Origin of the sequence: Winogradskyella sp. MIT101101 (genome assembly GCF_047126865.1) — a bacterium.
Taxonomy (GTDB): domain Bacteria; phylum Bacteroidota; class Bacteroidia; order Flavobacteriales; family Flavobacteriaceae; genus Winogradskyella; species Winogradskyella ouciana.
On sequence record NZ_CP138982.1, the window covers coordinates 23,014 to 39,840 of the forward strand.

A 16,827-nucleotide genomic window follows, 5' to 3' on the forward strand; every position below is an offset into this window, starting at 1 on the left:
GACATGGGAGCATCAAGGCACATAATATTGGTTTTACTCACGGTTTTGGGTTTGGTTATGAACGCTCAGGAGCTGCCACCTGATCCAACGGTCGATTCGGACAGGAACTGGACGAGCAGTATCAGCTATGATCTATTGGGCAATACATTGAGCAAGGGGATATCCTATTTCAACACCTTGGGCAAGGGCACCCAGAGCCAGAGCTGGGATATACTGACCGATAAGGTCTGGGCGAGCCAGGTGCTCTACGACAGCCATGGCAGGCCCGCACTTCAGACGCTCAGTGCACCGATAGGTACAGGTTTTGGGCTCAATGAGACAAACTTCATCAAGGACGACCTCAATACGAGCTATACGCTGTCCGATTTTGACGAGGGGAACTATATCGATGATCCGAGACCGGTATCATCGAGCAGCTTGTTGGGATCCTATTACTTTGACAATGGCGGTTATGATTTTCAGGACAATACGCAATACCCGTTTACGCGCTTGGTGTACAGCAGGCTCAGTCCCGGCAACACGAAAAAGGTGCTTGGCGGCAACAAGGTCAACGGACAGTGGCTACAGGCGTATAGCTTCAGTATGCCGGCCGCACAGGAGCTTTCCAGGCCCAATGCCTTTGGCAGCAGTGCCTACAACGACGACCGCATCACAAAACACATCAGCAGGGACGTCAATGGTGTGGAGACGGTGGTCTTTACGGACAGCGAGGGTAACACGCTTGCCGTGGCACGCAGCGGCAATGAGGGGAACCCGAGCCTTGCGAAGTACGGTATGACCTCCAGCGTAAACGAACAGGGCTATCTGGACTTTCACATACCCGTGGGCTGCTCGGGCATCGACATCAATAACCCGACGGGCCATCCCCTTAGGATATGGAACCTTGCCACGGAGACACAGGTGGCCATCTGGAGCCATCCGACCCTGCCGCCGGGATGCTACAGGATAGCCGTGGACGCCGTCAACTTTGAGTACGACGCTTCCGGCCCGATAACGATCACTTACGATATCAACTACTACGATTACAGCCTCAACACCTTCGACCGCGCGGGCAGGCTGCTGAGCAGCACCCAGCCATTGGGGGATGAGCTGGAGAGCACCTTTAGGTACAACAGTTTGGGACAGTTGTTGGAAGCGACTTCACCGGATGAGGGCACTGCAAAGTTTAAATACCGCAAGGACGGCCAGATCCGTTTTTCTCAGAACAGCAAACAGGCACTATTAGGTGAGGTGAGCTTTACGGACTATGACGACCTGGGACGGCCGATACGCAGTGGTGTTGGTACAGCCGATTTCGATGCGTTGGATGCGGACACCTCGATGTTGGACAACCAGCTCAAGGAACTGCACGAGACACTCTATGACATCCCTGACCCACAGTTTACAGGTGTCCTGGACGAATGCAATATAGATGGTAAGCTCTATCGTCAGACTTTTTTGTACGGCAACGTGTCGATGAGCGTTACGGGCAAACCCTTCACCAACCAGACCTGGTACAGCTACGATGTGTACGGGCGCGTAAAATGGTTGGTGCAAAAAACAGCGGGACTGGACTGTGTAAAGACCATCAATTACAGTTACGACCCTTTAACGGGACAGGTCACCAAGGTCGATTACCAACGCCACGTACCAAGCGAGCGTTTTGTCCACAAGTACGATTATGATGTTGCGGGGCAGCTGACCATGGTCAGCACGTCAAGGGACGATGTTGACTATGCGGAGAACGCAAGGTATTTCTATACAGAAACAGGGACGTTGAGACGTACCGAGATAGCAGAGAACCTACAGGGCATCGATTATGTCTATAACATCAATGGTCAGCTAAAGGCGATCAACTCACCATTGGGCGAAGGGTTCAAGGACCCCGGGAACGACGGTCCAGGGACCAATGGGTTCATGACCGATGTGTTCGGGATGATACTGGACTACCATGACCAAGATTATACAAGGGGCGGCACTTATTTAAATGGGCTGAAGAACACGTCGGCAAACAACCAGTTCAACGGCAACATAGCCAGTGCGAGGTGGAACAACGACACGCCTGCTGCGGGCACGGTAGATACATACGCCTACAGCTACAACAAGAACAATTGGCTGGCCCGTGCCGATTTCGGCACGACCACGACAAGCAATGGCAACTCTACCTTCAGTGCCGATGCCAACGGTGACTATAGGGTGGACAACATCACCTACGATGCCAACGGTAACATCAAGACCCTTACCAGGAACGGTGTGACCAACGCCAGTGGCAGTAACGACATGGACGAGTTCACCTACCATTACAAGGACGGTAAGAACCAATTGACGGCCGTTGAGGACACAGGGGACAATGTCGATCCCGCGCGCTACAATGATTTAAGGGACCAATACATAACGACGACGGTAAGCGGCCCCTTTGGCGATGAAACGGTACAGTCACAGGACAATTACGTTTACAATGGTATAGGCCAGTTGGAGACCAATGTGCAGGACGGAATCAGCTATGAGTACAATGCCTCTGGCCTGGTGACCAAGATCAATGGGTTTACGGACAGCAATACGGGCGACTGGTCAACGATCTACAACCAAGATTTTAGTACGGCTACGTTCACCGAGCAGAGTTTCTGGGACGTAGAGGAGGGCAGTGCCTTTGTGAATTACAATAGCTATTATACCAATACGGTGAACGTACATTGCGGAGAGCTGCAGGACACCTATGGCAATAGCATGGGCATTGTCAAGCCTGGCAATATCCTGAACCCGCAGTACCCTGGGGAGCTGAGCGCATCACGCGAGTTGACGGCGATGAACGGTAAGCTGCACCAGCTCTCGGTCGATCTGATCGTTAAGCAGATAGAGCACAAGCAACGGTTGCGCCCTTTTGACCCCAACGACCCGCAACCGACACCACAGTTGGCTGACAACCCTATGGGCTACAAGTTGGAGGTGCTGGATGCCAACGGACAGGTACTGGTAGCGACAACCTATAATTATCCGAACCCTGTTTTGATAGACGATCCCGATCTGAATGACATACAGCCGTGCAGTGCGTTCTATACCAATGGGCACAGCCTGCAGTTTACGCCGGGCACGGACACAATCGACTTAAAGGTGACGGCGTACTATGATGCCAGTGTACCGGAAGCGGCCTTTTATGTGGACAACGTAATACTGGAGGTCGCGGAGGCGCCGAAGGTGGCGTTCTACTACAACGACAGGGGGCACAGGGTAAGAAAGGAATCGTACGATGACAACGGTAATACATTTAGAACGATCTATGTAAGAGATGCAGGTGGCAGTCCATTGGCGATCTACGATGAGGCCTCAGGTCCAACGGTACAGCAGCCACAGACCCTAAAGGAGCATCCCGTATACGGTTCGGGCAGACTGGGTGTCTATTACAGGGACAACGGCGAGGGCACCTATGCCTACCAGGTCAGCGACCACTTGGGCAACGTGAGGGCGGTGATGGTAAAGGATGGGAACAACGCCTTGTCGGTAACGAACAAGACGGATTACTACCCGTTTGGGATGGCGATGCCAGAGAGGAACGTAGAGGGGAATTACCGTTACGGGTACCAGGGGGAGTATGCAGAGAAGGATCCCGAGACCGGTAAGGAGGCATTTGAGCTAAGACTTTGGGACAGTAGGATCGGTAGGTGGTTGAATCCGGATCCTATGGGAATACATTATTCACCATATCTGGGAATGGCAAATAACCCTATCGTATTTATTGACCCTAGTGGTGGTTACCCAACACCACTAGAAGCATCATTAATGGCTGCTTTTATTTATGACCCCAGTGTTACTTTAGTTGGTGGTTGGAAATTATCTCAAATAACTGAGTATAATAGAGATGATTCACGTACAGGATTAAAAGCGGCTTTATTTTCAAGGGAATTAGAAAATGGGAATATTGAATATGCATATGTATATAAAGGAACTGATGATTGGAGTTGGTCAGCGGATGGGGATGATAATATAAAACAAGCTTGGGCTGGATCTGAGCAATATGATCAAGCTTTAGAAGTGTCAAATAATTTATCTATTGCACTAAAGCAGCAAGAGCTTACATTTGTTGGACATTCACTTGGTGGCGGTTTAGCAAACTATTCTTCTTTGGCTACAGGTAGAAATTCTATCACTTTTGATCCAGCATGGGTGTCTAAAGCTAGTATACGTAAATTGAAAAAAAGAATATTGAAATTCCACTAGCAATAAGACCTGTAGTACAACAAACCAATTATGTCCCTAAAGGAGTTTCTTTACATCAGGTACAACATAAAACCGCTATTTCAGCTATAGCAAAGCCTGTTGGCGAAACAGTTTTCGTAGGGGAATTTAAAGATAACTTTAGAGTTAATCTTTTAGAAGTTCATGATATAATAAATATCATTAAAAATGTATTCTACGAATTTGGTGGAGGTAAAGATGAAAAAGCAAATTGTGGTTGTCGTTAAAAAAGAATTATTAATTATGAAAAATTTAAAAATTTGTCTTTTGCTTTTTATTATTCTCTTTTCATGCGAATATGAAAATCCTGCATTTAAGTTTTCAAACTTTTATGGAACATCTGCGGAAAATATTGCTAAAGCCATTAAAATGAATGATAAGAATGTTATTAAAAAGGAAATTTCAAAAGGCATTGATATAAATTTTGAAGATAAAAAATATGAAGTATCACTTCTTGAATTAGCTTTGGTAAATCAAAAAAAAGAAGCTTTTGACGAGCTATTGGAATCTGGAGCTAATCCTAATATTGAGAACAGTTCTTGCATAAGTCCTTTAATATCAGCAATAAGGTACCAAAAAGATTGTGATTTGTATTATATAAAGCATTTATTAGAATATGGAGCAAATATTACCCCTAGATTTTTTCAAAAATGTAATTATTTTTCTCACGATCCTATAAATGAGACTATCCAATACTATAGTGACGAAGAAATAGATTGTGGGCTTGAAATTTTAGAATTGTTATTATCAAAAATAAATAACCCTGATTTATTATTTATGTACAATAATACTGAAAATTATAGGGCAAATGTGGTCTATCTTTGTTTAAGTACTCACAAAAATTTGATGGCTTTAAAATTTTTGATAGTTGATTTAGGCTATAAAGTTCCTAAAGAGATATTTATCGATGGAACAGTTTTACAAGGTCAAGAAGGCTTTAAATCGTTAAAAGAAATTTTACAAAGTAAAAAATTTGTGTTCCCTTATTCTGAGCTAAGAGAAAAAGCAAAAGAAGATATTTTGAATTATTTGAAATAAATATAAAATAGTATCAGTAATTGACACGAACAAAAAGTAATTGACATGGGAGCATCAAGGCACATAATATTGGTTTTACTCACGGTTTTGGGTTTGGTTATGAACGCTCAGGAGCTGCCACCTGATCCAACGGTCGATTCGGACAGGAACTGGACGAGCAGTATCAGCTATGATCTATTGGGCAATACATTGAGCAAGGGGATATCCTATTTCAACACCTTGGCAAGGGCACCCAGAGCCAGAGCTGGGATATACTGACCGATAAGGTCTGGGCGAGCCAGGTGCTCTACGACAGCCATGGCAGGCCCGCACTTCAGACGCTCAGTGCACCGATAGGTACAGGTTTTGGGCTCAATGAGACAAACTTCATCAAGGACGACCTCAATACGAGCTATACGCTGTCCGATTTTGACGAGGGGAACTATATCGATGATCCGAGACCGGTATCATCGAGCAGCTTGTTGGGATCCTATTACTTTGACAATGGCGGTTATGATTTTCAGGACAATACGCAATACCCGTTTACGCGCTTGGTGTACAGCAGGCTCAGTCCCGGCAACACGAAAAAGGTGCTTGGCGGCAACAAGGTCAACGGACAGTGGCTACAGGCGTATAGCTTCAGTATGCCGGCCGCACAGGAGCTTTCCAGGCCCAATGCCTTTGGCAGCAGTGCCTACAACGACGACCGCATCACAAAACACATCAGCAGGGACGTCAATGGTGTGGAGACGGTGGTCTTTACGGACAGCGAGGGTAACACGCTTGCCGTGGCACGCAGCGGCAATGAGGGAACCCGAGCCTTGCGAAGTACGGTATGACCTCCAGCGTAAACGAACAGGGCTATCTGGACTTTCACATACCCGTGGGCTGCTCGGGCATCGACATCAATAACCCGACGGGCCATCCCCTTAGGATATGGAACCTTGCCACGGAGACACAGGTGGCCATCTGGAGCCATCCGACCCTGCCGCCGGGATGCTACAGGATAGCCGTGGACGCCGTCAACTTTGAGTACGACGCTTCCGGCCCGATAACGATCACTTACGATATCAACTACTACGATTACAGCCTCAACACCTTCGACCGCGCGGGCAGGCTGCTGAGCAGCACCCAGCCATTGGGGGATGAGCTGGAGAGCACCTTTAGGTACAACAGTTTGGGACAGTTGTTGGAAGCGACTTCACCGGATGAGGGCACTGCAAAGTTTAAATACCGCAAGGACGGCCAGATCCGTTTTTCTCAGAACAGCAAACAGGCACTATTAGGTGAGGTGAGCTTTACGGACTATGACGACCTGGGACGGCCGATACGCAGTGGTGTTGGTACAGCCGATTTCGATGCGTTGGATGCGGACACCTCGATGTTGGACAACCAGCTCAAGGAACTGCACGAGACACTCTATGACATCCCTGACCCACAGTTTACAGGTGTCCTGGACGAATGCAATATAGATGGTAAGCTCTATCGTCAGACTTTTTGTACGGCAACGTGTCGATGAGCGTTACGGGCAAACCCTTCACCAACCAGACCTGGTACAGCTACGATGTGTACGGGCGCGTAAAATGGTTGGTGCAAAAAACAGCGGGACTGGACTGTGTAAAGACCATCAATTACAGTTACGACCCTTTAACGGGACAGGTCACCAAGGTCGATTACCAACGCCACGTACCAAGCGAGCGTTTTGTCCACAAGTACGATTATGATGTTGCGGGGCAGCTGACCATGGTCAGCACGTCAAGGGACGATGTTGACTATGCGGAGAACGCAAGGTATTTCTATACAGAAACAGGGACGTTGAGACGTACCGAGATAGCAGAGAACCTACAGGGCATCGATTATGTCTATAACATCAATGGTCAGCTAAAGGCGATCAACTCACCATTGGGCGAAGGGTTCAAGGACCCCGGGAACGACGGTCCAGGGACCAATGGGTTCATGACCGATGTGTTCGGGATGATACTGGACTACCATGACCAAGATTATACAAGGGGCGGCACTTATTTAAATGGGCTGAAGAACACGTCGGCAAACAACCAGTTCAACGGCAACATAGCCAGTGCGAGGTGGAACAACGACACGCCTGCTGCGGGCACGGTAGATACATACGCCTACAGCTACAACAAGAACAATTGGCTGGCCCGTGCCGATTTCGGCACGACCACGACAAGCAATGGCAACTCTACCTTCAGTGCCGATGCCAACGGTGACTATAGGGTGGACAACATCACCTACGATGCCAACGGTAACATCAAGACCCTTACCAGGAACGGTGTGACCAACGCCAGTGGCAGTAACGACATGGACGAGTTCACCTACCATTACAAGGACGGCAAGAACCAATTGACTGCCGTTGAGGACACAGGGGACAATGTCGATCCCGCTCGCTACAATGATTTAAGGGACCAATACATAACGACGACTGTAAGCGGCCCCTTTGGTGACGAAACGGTACAGTCACAGGACAATTACGTTTACAATGGTATAGGCCAGTTGGAGACCAATGTGCAGGACGGAATCAGCTATGAGTACAGTGCCTCTGGCCTGGTGACCAGGATCAACGGCTTTACGGACAGCAATACGGGCGACTGGTCAACGATCTACAGCCAGGACTTCACTACGGCGACGTTTTCCGAGCAGGGCTTCTGGGACGTAGAGGAGGGCAGCGCGTTTGTCAATTACAACAGCTACTACACCAATACGGTGAACGTGCACTGCGGCGAGCTGCAGGACACCTATGGGAACAGCATGGGCATTGTAAAGCCCGGGAATATCCTGAACCCGCAGTACCCTGGTGAGCTTAGCGCATCACGCGAGTTGACGGCGATGAACGGTAAGCTGCACCGGCTCTCGGCCGACCTGATCGTTAAGCAGATAGAGCACAAGCAACGGCTTCGCCCTTTTGATCCCAACGACCCGCAACCGCCACCGCAGTTGGCGGACAACCCTATGGGGTACAAGTTGGAGGTACTGGATGCCAACGGGCAGGTGCTGGCAGCGACGACCTATAATTATCCGAACCCCGTCCTTATAGACGATCCCGATCTGAACGACATACAGCCGTGCAGTGCGTTCTATACCAATGGGCACAGTCTGCAATTTACGCCGGGCACGGGCACGATAGACTTGAAGGTAACGGCTTACTATGATGCCAGTGTCCCGGAGGCGGCCATTTATGTGGACAACATAAAGCTGGAGGTCGCCGAGGCGCCGAAGGTGGCGTTCTACTACAACGACAGGGGGCACAGGGTAAGGAAGGAGTCCTATGATGATAATGGTAACACCTTTAGAACGGTATATGTACGGGATGCCTCAGGCAATCCATTAGCAATTTATGACGAGGCTACAGGCCCAACGGTACAGCAGCCACAGGCACTGAAGGAGCATCCCGTGTACGGTGCGGGAAGGCTTGGGGTCTATTACAGGGACAACGGCGAGGGCACCTATGCCTACCAGGTCAGTGACCACTTGGGCAACGTGAGGGCGGTGATGGTAAAGGACGGTAACAATGCCCTGTCCCTGACCAACAAGACGGACTACTACCCCTTTGGGATGGCGATGCCGGACCGCAATGTTGAGGGGAATTACCGTTACGGCTACCAAGGCGAGTATGCAGAGAAGGATCCCGAGACCGGCAAGGAGGCCTTTGAGCTTAGGCTATGGGACAACAGGATAGGAAGGTGGTTAAATCCAGATCCTGCTCATGAATTTAATAGTCCATATTTGGGTTTGGGTAACGATCCCATAAGTTTTGTTGATAAGAAAGGCGATAGTGTTTGGGTTTTTTCCGAAACAATTACTAAATGGCCAGTACTAGGATTAGCTGGACATTTATTTTTACGTGTAAAGACAGATAAAATTGATGTTACTATAGAGTTGACAGGCCAAAAAACAAAGTTTGATTTTGATGGTGATGGTAAAAAAGAAGAATATACAGGCAGAACAGGAATTCCTTTAATGAGAAGATTTTGGCCAAAACATTATAAAGATGGTAGAGGGCCAGTTAGTGAACCACTATTGGTTTCTGCAGATTCACCTGGATATGAAGTGGAGCGCCGTATATTTCAGGTATTTTCAAAATTTATTAATAGAGAGCAGAATGAAGACGGTATTTATGATTTTAATAATTTACCAGACTATGACCCCTGGGGACCTAATTCAAATGGATTTGTACAATTTCTTTTGCTACAGGCAGATAATATAAAACTAAAAGCAAATGATGGGGTTCCTGGCCATCCAGGTATTTATGAAACAGGGCCTTATGAAGAATACTTGAATCCAGATCATCATAAAATCAATAATAATTGAAAGAAAAGAAAAATGATATAATACTTAGTGGTATAATTTTCTTTATAAACTTAATTGTATTTACTATTGTTCCATTTATTAATTATAGACTTAGTATTAACTATATTTATTCAGGTCTAATTCATAATATTATTGGGTTAAATATGAGACCAAAAGATATGAATAGTATTCTGATTGGTGTTTTTACTTCACTTTTGATAGCTTATCTAAGCTTTAATATTTTTAAGCTTTTCACAAACAAAATTTACAAAATAATATTATTCATTATTGTATTTTTGATGTCATTACCTCTTTTAACTCTTCAAGATGTCTAAATTAAATTTTAATATATTATGCATAAAATGCTAATTCAGTTTTTAAAGAATACATTATACACTACGTTATTTATGTCGTTTATGATTAGTAACTCTCAAGTCGAGTACGGTATTTCTACAGGTTTAAATTCTTCAAGATTTACTAATGAATTTAGAGCAACAAATGGCAGTTATTTCAATACTAGCTCTATAGGATTTAAACTTGGTGTTTTTGCGGAGATTCCTTTAAAAGAGAAAATACTATTTTCTCCAAAACTGATATTTAACCAAATGGGGGATAGAGAAAAAGATTACGGTGATGTTGAGGAACGTGGTTTAGAAATAAGTACCATTGATTATAAATTAAACTATATTTCTATTCCACTAAACATTAGATTTTTTAATGAAGTGTATTTTGAAGTTGGACCACAATTGGGTATTTTAATTTCGGATAATAATGAAAGTTTGGATTTAGGGGATGTGGATAGTAGTTTAGATATAGGGGTAAATTTTGAAATCGGTTATAAAATTAGAGATTTTAGAATTTCGTTGAATGTTTATCAAGGTTTTTCTAACATCTTTGAAATTGAGCGAAATCCTCCAATAGTTGTTGGTGAATTGAATGTAAGAAATTTTGCGCTTAGTTTTAATGTTGGTTATATGGTTTTTTAAAAATGAATTGTACGATAAATATTATGAAAAGATTTTCTATACTTATGGTTTTATTACTTGTTGCTTGTAAAACTATTTCAGTGTCAAACGAAAATCAAACAAAAACCATACACCACAAGGAGTTAGGAATGATTGGTGAGGAAAAACTGTTTCTTCTAGAAGAAGATTACAATAGTATTGCACTTCCAATCTATGATCAACCTGTAAAGCTTAAAATGAACGTTATAGAATTTGGTAAATCGAGTTATAAAGCTTTTTCCAAAGCCAATAATAGTAAAGCCGTTCCTATAATTATAGCTTATGATGACTCTTTAGAACATAAGCCAAAATTTTTAAAGCTTGAGATTGCGGATAGAGTTACCGTTCTAAATACAATAAATGAAGTTCACAATAAGGACGTTAAAGACTATATACTTAATAAAAAAAACGCACATATTATTTCAGCCGTTTCAATTGCTCTTGGTGATGAAAAAATGAGATCTGTTTTAGAAGCTGATGCTCTATTTTTAGAGCAAGAAGTAAATAAGACCTTTGTTTTAAAAGCCTATAAAAACAATCAAATACACATCACTTTAAAGTTTAGTGACGGTGTGGTGTTTGCATATCAAGCTTCAAATTTCTGTTGGCTAGAAGATGATAGACATCAACTAGAAGTTGTGGATATTGTGGAAAGTACTGATAAATGCCCTAAAGGTACTTATAGAAGTGCCAAGCGAGCAAAAAAGAAAGTTGACTACTTTAAATTTTAATTATGAGGTATATAAAATTGATTTTAGTTGTTGGTTTACTTGTGAGTTGTGAAGAGATCATAGAAGTTGAGGATATATCTAATGATTCGGTTACTATCTTAGCACCAAGCGATGCTACAACATTAGCCATAACGGATATTAATTTCTCATGGGATGCTGTTGAAGATGCCGAGAAATATAAATTACAAATAGCTACACCTAGCTTTGAAATGGCAAATCAAATAGTAATGGATACTACGATTACAGTAATAAGTTTTAATCAAACCTTAGAACTTGGTGATTACCAGTGGCGAGTAAGAGCAGAGAATTCTGATTATCAAACAGAATATAGTACACAAAGCTTTACCATTGAAGAATAAAGCCAAGACATATTTATTATTAGCAGCAGTGCTTGGTGTTTGGGGAACCATTGCCTACAAAATTGTAAATGGTCTCAGCCCAGAAGAGCCAGAAATCGCAGAACAGAATTTTGATGTAGCGTTTAACCCAAAACAACAAAATGCACTAGATACGTTTTCTATAAAGGATGTTGATAGAGATCCATTCTTAGGCACGTTATCTACTAGAAAACAAACTTCAGGAAAAAAGGTTAAGTCTATAAAAGAGCAACAAAAGCCATTACCACAGCTAAATATCACTTATGGAGGTTTAATTCAAAACCAAAATTCTAAATCTAAAGTATTTGTAGTTAATATTAATAACCAACAATATTTGCTAAAGCCTGGCCAAACTGTTAATAATGTCAAACTCATAAGTGGTGATAAGCAGTCAATTATTATTCGTTATGATGGTAAGAATCAAACTATAAAACTTTAGCCATGTTTAGGTTAAAGTTAAAAGCTGGGGCACTACAACTCACAACATTTATCATTGTTGTTATTGCTTTATTGCTGACCGCTTTCATTCTTTTGGTACATACACATAGGCAATTTCAAATACAATCCAATTTCATTATTGAAACCACGAAGCAGTCTAGCCATGGTATTGATTATGCGTTACAAAATCCTATTCAACTAAATGATACAACAATTATCAACCTTTATGATGAGGATTATAAGAACTTAAAAGTACATCGTAGTTTTTGGGGTTTTTTTGAAAAAGTTGTGAGCACAGCAACCATTAAGAATAAGCGCTTTCAAAAAATAGCCCTTGTAGGTTCTAAGCAACCAAAAAATAACAGAACGGCTTTATATGTTCAAGATAATAACAAGCCATTGGTATTGGTAGGTAATACTAAAATTGAAGGCGTTGCGTATTTACCAAAACAAGGTGTAAAACCAGGCTATATTTCTGGACAGTCATATTATGGTTCAAGATTAATTTTTGGATCTATAAGGTCTTCTTCAGCATTGCCAAAATTATCTTCAGAAACAATAAGCCAGATAAAATCATTAGAATATTCAGCTTCTAAGCTGCCTCAAAACCAATTTTTGAGTATTGAAGAAGGTCAACGTTACAAACAATTCATTTTTAAGTCCCATGCAGGTTGTTTTCTCAAATAATGTGATAGCTTTAAGAGCTACCCATCTTACTGGACATATTCTTATACAATCTGAAACTAAAATTATTGTTCATCAATCTTCAAATTTAAAAGATGTTTTACTAATTGCACCAGAAATAGAAATTAGGGATAATGTTGTTGGAAACTTCCAAGCTGTTGCAACAAAGAAAATTGTAATAGGTAGCAATGTGCAGCTCAACTATCCGTCAGCACTTGTGATAAGTGAAAAACAGAAAATTGTACAAGAAGGCGGTACAAATCAAATAAGTGAACAAAATGCCATTGTCATAGATGAAAATTCTTCTATCAAGGGATCGGTAGTGTACTTAGGGCAAGAAAAACATAATAACTATAAAGCACAAATAGAGTTAAAAGAAAATTCAACTATTTATGGAGAGCTCTATTGCAACCAAAATGTGGAGTTGCAAGGCAATGTATATGGAACGGTCTATGCTAATAATTTTATCGCTAACCAAGCCGGATCCATATACCAGAATCATATTTATAATGGAACAATAATGGTTAACGAATTATCGCAAGAATATATTGGGCTGATGTTTAATGATTCTAGAAAAGAGATTTTGAAATGGCTGTACTAAAAACTATCCATAAAGTATTTAGTCGCGATTATCGTGTAAAAGGGTCTACATTGATGGAAACACTTGTAGCTACAGTACTTATTGTTTTGATATTCATGTTGGCAAGTATGATATTGAATAACTTGTTTTCAAATACCATAAAGAATAATAATCAAGCTATAAAAACCCATCTTAATGAATTGCAGTATCTACAGCAGAACGAGCAACTTCGATTGCCCTATGTAGAAACATTTCAAAACTGGAACGTAACCATAGAGAGCTATAAAGAAAACAGTCAATCCTATATTGAATTCGAAGCTATAAACTCTAAAACAAATAAAAACTTAAGTATAGTTAAAGTTGAAAACCAATAAAAAAATAGAAGCATTTACATTGAGTGAAATCATAGTAGTACTTATACTTACAAGTATTGTGGTAGGGTTGGCGTTTTCGGTATTAGGGCTGGTGCAAAAGCAAATGATTGCTATCCAAGCTAATTATAATAAAAGCTTAGAACTACAAAAACTTGAAACTAGTTTATGGTTAGATTTTAACCGTTACCCAAACATTCGTTATGATGCAACAGAAGATCAATTAGTATTAAAGCATGAATTGGATTCTATTTCCTATACATTTTCAAAAGATTTTATTATTAAAGCCCAGGATACCTTTGCAGTTCCATTGGAAACAAGGCAATTTTATTTTGATGGTGTTGCATCAGAAACCAATAAAGTAGATGCTATAAAATTGAGGGTAACAAAAGCGTATCAAAATAGAGAATTATTTATCTTTAAGAAAAATGACGCCACCCTTTACATGAATTAATGGGATTTCAATTAGATAACATACAAACGGTTAAGAAAGATCAGAGCAAAAAGGCTAGTAGAACTTCTTTTTTACAAAAAGAAATCAATTTATTTAGCAATAGTTTTTCTAATAAGATAAAAGAAGATTTTTATACCGAACTCAGTGTATTGTTAAAAGCAGGTATTACACTAAAAGATGGCTTAGAGCTTATTGAAGGTGCGTTAAAAAAGAAACCTCAGAAAGATAAATTAAACCACATCTCTAAAGCGATAGTTTCTGGGTCAAGTTTATCTGAAGCTATTAGTCATCATAAAGAATTTTCAGAATACGAATATTACTCACTTAAGATAGGTGAAGAAACAGGCACTCTGATAGAAGTAACTCAACAGTTAGGTGAGTTTTATGCCAGAAAAAATGAACAACGACGTAATTTGGTTAGCGCATTGACTTATCCCACCATTATATTAGCTACAGCAGTTTTAGTCGTTGTTTTTATGTTGAATTATGTCGTACCTATGTTTCAGGATATTTTTGAGCAACAAAAAGTAGAATTGCCTGCCATTACAAAGTTTATCATCAACTGCTCAGAATTTCTAAAAAGTTATGGTTGGTTAATATTATTAGTTCTTTTAATTCTGGTAGGATCAAGAGTTTTTTTTAACAAAAAACGTTGGTATAAAAAGATAAAGGATAAGATCATTTCAAAATTACCTTTTATTGGTGATTTTGTAAAAACCGTGTATTTATCGCAGTTTACCCAGGCCGTAAGTCTATTAACAGCTTCTAAAGTTCCTGTAGTGAATAGTATTCAGCTTGTAAAACAAATGATAAATTTTTATCCTCTACAGAATGCTTTAGCATCCGTTGAACAAGAAATTTTAAAAGGGAAATCTTTAAGCGACAGTCTGAAGCAACATAAACTGTTCGATGATAAAATGGTAGCTTTGGTTAAAGTAGCTGAAGAAACCAATCAGAATGAGTTTATCTTTCAACGTTTAAATGCGCAGTACAATACTCAAGTTCAACAAAAGTCCAAACTACTTTCAACATTATTAGAGCCAGTGATAATAATGATTGTTGGTCTATTGGTTGGGCTGATTTTGATAGCCATGTATTTGCCAATGTTTAAGTTGAGTAGTATTTTAGGATAAGGACTATTTTAGCGAAATTGGTCGCCCGAAAAAAAACTACTGTTAATTCTAGAATATCTCAGGAAATCAAAATAAACTGTTAGGTTTATTTTGATTCATATTGATTTTTTATGTACCGAATTTGTATCGTAATAAGGCTAAGTATTACAGATACTTCAAAGTTACTTTCTGTATCGGGAAGTAAAGTTTCTAATAATTTCTGTAACATTTCCACCCAATTTGCGTCCTATAGGTGTTAATCAAAATAAAATCATGGAATCAAATTATCACACATTAAAGCGTAACGATAATCAACTTATCGTAATTACGCATTTAACGCAATTATTGACGTATATCACAGGTTTTGGTGGATTAGTAGTTCCGCTTATTATCTGGGCCACCCAAAAAGACAGAGTGGAAGAAATGGATGCGCATGGTAAGTCTATATTAAACTTTCAGTTGAGTATTTTAATATATAGCATCATTAGTATTCCGTTAATCCTTGTATTCGGTTTAGGGATTATAACATTAATATTAATTGCAATATTGGCGTTTGTAATGCCAATTGTAAACGCTATAAAAGCTAGTAATGGAGAATTACCTAGCTATCCATTATCTCTTAATTTTGTTAGTTAGTTATTAAAGAAATGGAATTAAAAAGACTCATCTTGCGATGGGTCTTTTTTATGCTCTAATAAAGTTATTTTTTCATTTATAAAATCTATAACAGTCTTAATCATCTATTTTTCTATATTTAGGTATGAAAAAGACACTAATTTATTCCGGGTTAATTATTTTATTTACACTCAGCTCTTGTATATCTACAAAAGGCGTTCCCTATAAAAAGAATTCTGACCAAGCTTATTCTGATACTATAAAAAATTCACTAGACCATAGTATTTGGGACAAGCTTTTAAAACAAAATGTAAGAGAAGATGGCCTTGTGGCCTATGAAGGTTTTAAGGCTGACCAAAAAATCCTTAATGACTATGTGCAATATCTCAGTGAGCAAGTGCCAGATAAAAGCTGGAGCTATGAAGAACAATTAGCTTATTTCATCAATGTTTATAATGCCAATACCATAAAACTTATAGTAGATAATTATCCTGTAGAGAGCATTAAAAAAGTCGATGCTACGATTTCTCCATTTCTTAAAAACTTCATCTTTATAGGTGAGAAAGAATTTTCACTTGCGGATATCGAAAAAGGATTTTTACAGAAAATGAACGAACCACGCATTCATTTTGCTATTAATTGTGCTTCAATTTCTTGTCCGAAGTTATTACGAGAAGCCTACACGGCGGAAAATGTGAATGAACTGATGGATAGAGCTGCCAAGGAATTTATAAATTCTGATAAAAACGATATTTCAGAAAACAGTGCCAAAGTGTCCGAAATTTTTAAATGGTATAAAAAGGATTTTTTATTGCAATCGGAATCTATTATCGATTACATTAATCAATATGCCGACACCAAGATTAATCCTAATGTAGAATTAAGCTATATCGAATACAATTGGGATTTGAATGATGTGGAGTAGTG

At 40.6% G+C, this 16,827-nt stretch carries 16 protein-coding genes; all 16 read left to right on the forward strand.

The window, feature by feature from the left end:
* Positions 1–3 precede the first annotated feature (3 nt).
* The 16 genes from SIB89_RS00105 to SIB89_RS00180 all read left to right on the forward strand — a co-directional run bounded on the left by SIB89_RS00105 (position 4) and on the right by SIB89_RS00180 (position 16,825).
* Positions 4–4,194 carry an RHS repeat-associated core domain-containing protein gene (locus SIB89_RS00105; RefSeq protein WP_412560643.1) on the forward strand — a complete coding sequence of 1,397 codons (4,191 nt, stop codon included), beginning with the start codon at positions 4–6 and terminating at the stop codon, positions 4,192–4,194.
* 216 nt (positions 4,195–4,410) lie between these two features.
* Positions 4,411–5,250 (forward strand): hypothetical protein, encoded by an 840-nt coding sequence (locus tag SIB89_RS00110; RefSeq protein ID WP_412560644.1) that lies wholly within the window; start codon positions 4,411–4,413, stop codon positions 5,248–5,250.
* Positions 5,251–5,531: 281 nt separating this feature from the next.
* Positions 5,532–6,068 (forward strand): hypothetical protein, encoded by a 537-nt coding sequence (locus SIB89_RS00115; RefSeq protein WP_412560645.1) that lies wholly within the window; start codon positions 5,532–5,534, stop codon positions 6,066–6,068.
* Positions 6,065–6,748 carry a hypothetical protein gene (locus SIB89_RS00120; RefSeq protein ID WP_412560646.1) on the forward strand — a complete coding sequence of 228 codons (684 nt, stop codon included), beginning with the start codon at positions 6,065–6,067 and terminating at the stop codon, positions 6,746–6,748. Before SIB89_RS00115 ends, SIB89_RS00120 begins: the two co-directional genes overlap by 4 nt.
* The gene (locus SIB89_RS00125) at positions 6,727–9,555 is read left to right on the forward strand and encodes an RHS repeat domain-containing protein (protein ID WP_412560647.1); all 2,829 of its coding nucleotides are present in this window, start codon (positions 6,727–6,729) and stop codon (positions 9,553–9,555) included. Before SIB89_RS00120 ends, SIB89_RS00125 begins: the two co-directional genes overlap by 22 nt.
* Positions 9,556–9,887: 332 nt before the next feature.
* Complete coding sequence (locus SIB89_RS00130) at positions 9,888–10,520, forward strand: porin family protein (protein WP_412560648.1); 633 nt, start codon at positions 9,888–9,890, stop codon at positions 10,518–10,520.
* A gap of 23 nt (positions 10,521–10,543) precedes the next feature.
* Positions 10,544–11,269 (forward strand): hypothetical protein, encoded by a 726-nt coding sequence (locus SIB89_RS00135; protein ID WP_412560649.1) that lies wholly within the window; start codon positions 10,544–10,546, stop codon positions 11,267–11,269.
* A gap of 2 nt (positions 11,270–11,271) precedes the next feature.
* Positions 11,272–11,628 (forward strand): hypothetical protein, encoded by a 357-nt coding sequence (locus SIB89_RS00140; protein ID WP_412560650.1) that lies wholly within the window; start codon positions 11,272–11,274, stop codon positions 11,626–11,628.
* Positions 11,618–12,085, forward strand: coding sequence for a hypothetical protein (locus SIB89_RS00145; RefSeq protein ID WP_412560651.1), 468 nt, complete (start codon positions 11,618–11,620; stop codon positions 12,083–12,085). The genes SIB89_RS00140 and SIB89_RS00145 overlap by 11 nt, the downstream gene beginning before the upstream one ends.
* Positions 12,086–12,087: 2 nt before the next feature.
* The gene (locus SIB89_RS00150) at positions 12,088–12,771 is read left to right on the forward strand and encodes a hypothetical protein (RefSeq protein ID WP_412560652.1); all 684 of its coding nucleotides are present in this window, start codon (positions 12,088–12,090) and stop codon (positions 12,769–12,771) included.
* 1 nt (position 12,772) lies between these two features.
* On the forward strand, positions 12,773–13,369 hold the full coding sequence (locus tag SIB89_RS00155) for a hypothetical protein (RefSeq protein WP_412560653.1): 597 nt from the start codon (positions 12,773–12,775) through the stop codon (positions 13,367–13,369).
* Complete coding sequence (locus SIB89_RS00160; RefSeq protein WP_412560654.1) at positions 13,357–13,722, forward strand: type II secretion system protein J; 366 nt, start codon at positions 13,357–13,359, stop codon at positions 13,720–13,722. Before SIB89_RS00155 ends, SIB89_RS00160 begins: the two co-directional genes overlap by 13 nt.
* Complete coding sequence (locus SIB89_RS00165) at positions 13,709–14,173, forward strand: hypothetical protein (RefSeq protein ID WP_412560655.1); 465 nt, start codon at positions 13,709–13,711, stop codon at positions 14,171–14,173. The genes SIB89_RS00160 and SIB89_RS00165 overlap by 14 nt, the downstream gene beginning before the upstream one ends.
* Positions 14,173–15,306 carry a type II secretion system F family protein gene (locus SIB89_RS00170; RefSeq protein ID WP_412560656.1) on the forward strand — a complete coding sequence of 378 codons (1,134 nt, stop codon included), beginning with the start codon at positions 14,173–14,175 and terminating at the stop codon, positions 15,304–15,306. Before SIB89_RS00165 ends, SIB89_RS00170 begins: the two co-directional genes overlap by 1 nt.
* 252 nt (positions 15,307–15,558) lie before the next feature.
* Entirely contained in the window at positions 15,559–15,921 is a 363-nt protein-coding gene (locus SIB89_RS00175; protein ID WP_273291324.1) for a DUF4870 domain-containing protein, read from the forward strand.
* 124 nt (positions 15,922–16,045) lie between these two features.
* On the forward strand, positions 16,046–16,825 hold the full coding sequence (locus SIB89_RS00180; protein WP_412560657.1) for a DUF547 domain-containing protein: 780 nt from the start codon (positions 16,046–16,048) through the stop codon (positions 16,823–16,825).
* The last annotated feature ends 2 nt before the right edge of the window (positions 16,826–16,827 follow it).

Bases quoted from the DNA above. Each gene is read 5' to 3' on its own strand.
- SIB89_RS00160 (WP_412560654.1), top strand. From the start codon at position 13,357: ATGGCTGTACTAAAAACTATCCATAAAGTATTTAGTCGCGATTATCGT.
- SIB89_RS00135 (WP_412560649.1), top strand. From the start codon at position 10,544: ATGAAAAGATTTTCTATACTTATGGTTTTATTACTTGTTGCTTGTAAA.
- SIB89_RS00130 (WP_412560648.1), top strand. From the start codon at position 9,888: ATGCATAAAATGCTAATTCAGTTTTTAAAGAATACATTATACACTACG.
- SIB89_RS00180 (WP_412560657.1), top strand. From the start codon at position 16,046: ATGAAAAAGACACTAATTTATTCCGGGTTAATTATTTTATTTACACTC.
- SIB89_RS00150 (WP_412560652.1), top strand. From the start codon at position 12,088: ATGTTTAGGTTAAAGTTAAAAGCTGGGGCACTACAACTCACAACATTT.
- SIB89_RS00120 (WP_412560646.1), top strand. From the start codon at position 6,065: ATGACCTCCAGCGTAAACGAACAGGGCTATCTGGACTTTCACATACCC.
- SIB89_RS00175 (WP_273291324.1), top strand. From the start codon at position 15,559: ATGGAATCAAATTATCACACATTAAAGCGTAACGATAATCAACTTATC.
- SIB89_RS00140 (WP_412560650.1), top strand. From the start codon at position 11,272: ATGAGGTATATAAAATTGATTTTAGTTGTTGGTTTACTTGTGAGTTGT.
- SIB89_RS00105 (WP_412560643.1), top strand. From the start codon at position 4: ATGGGAGCATCAAGGCACATAATATTGGTTTTACTCACGGTTTTGGGT.
- SIB89_RS00170 (WP_412560656.1), top strand. From the start codon at position 14,173: ATGGGATTTCAATTAGATAACATACAAACGGTTAAGAAAGATCAGAGC.
- SIB89_RS00110 (WP_412560644.1), top strand. From the start codon at position 4,411: ATGAAAAAGCAAATTGTGGTTGTCGTTAAAAAAGAATTATTAATTATG.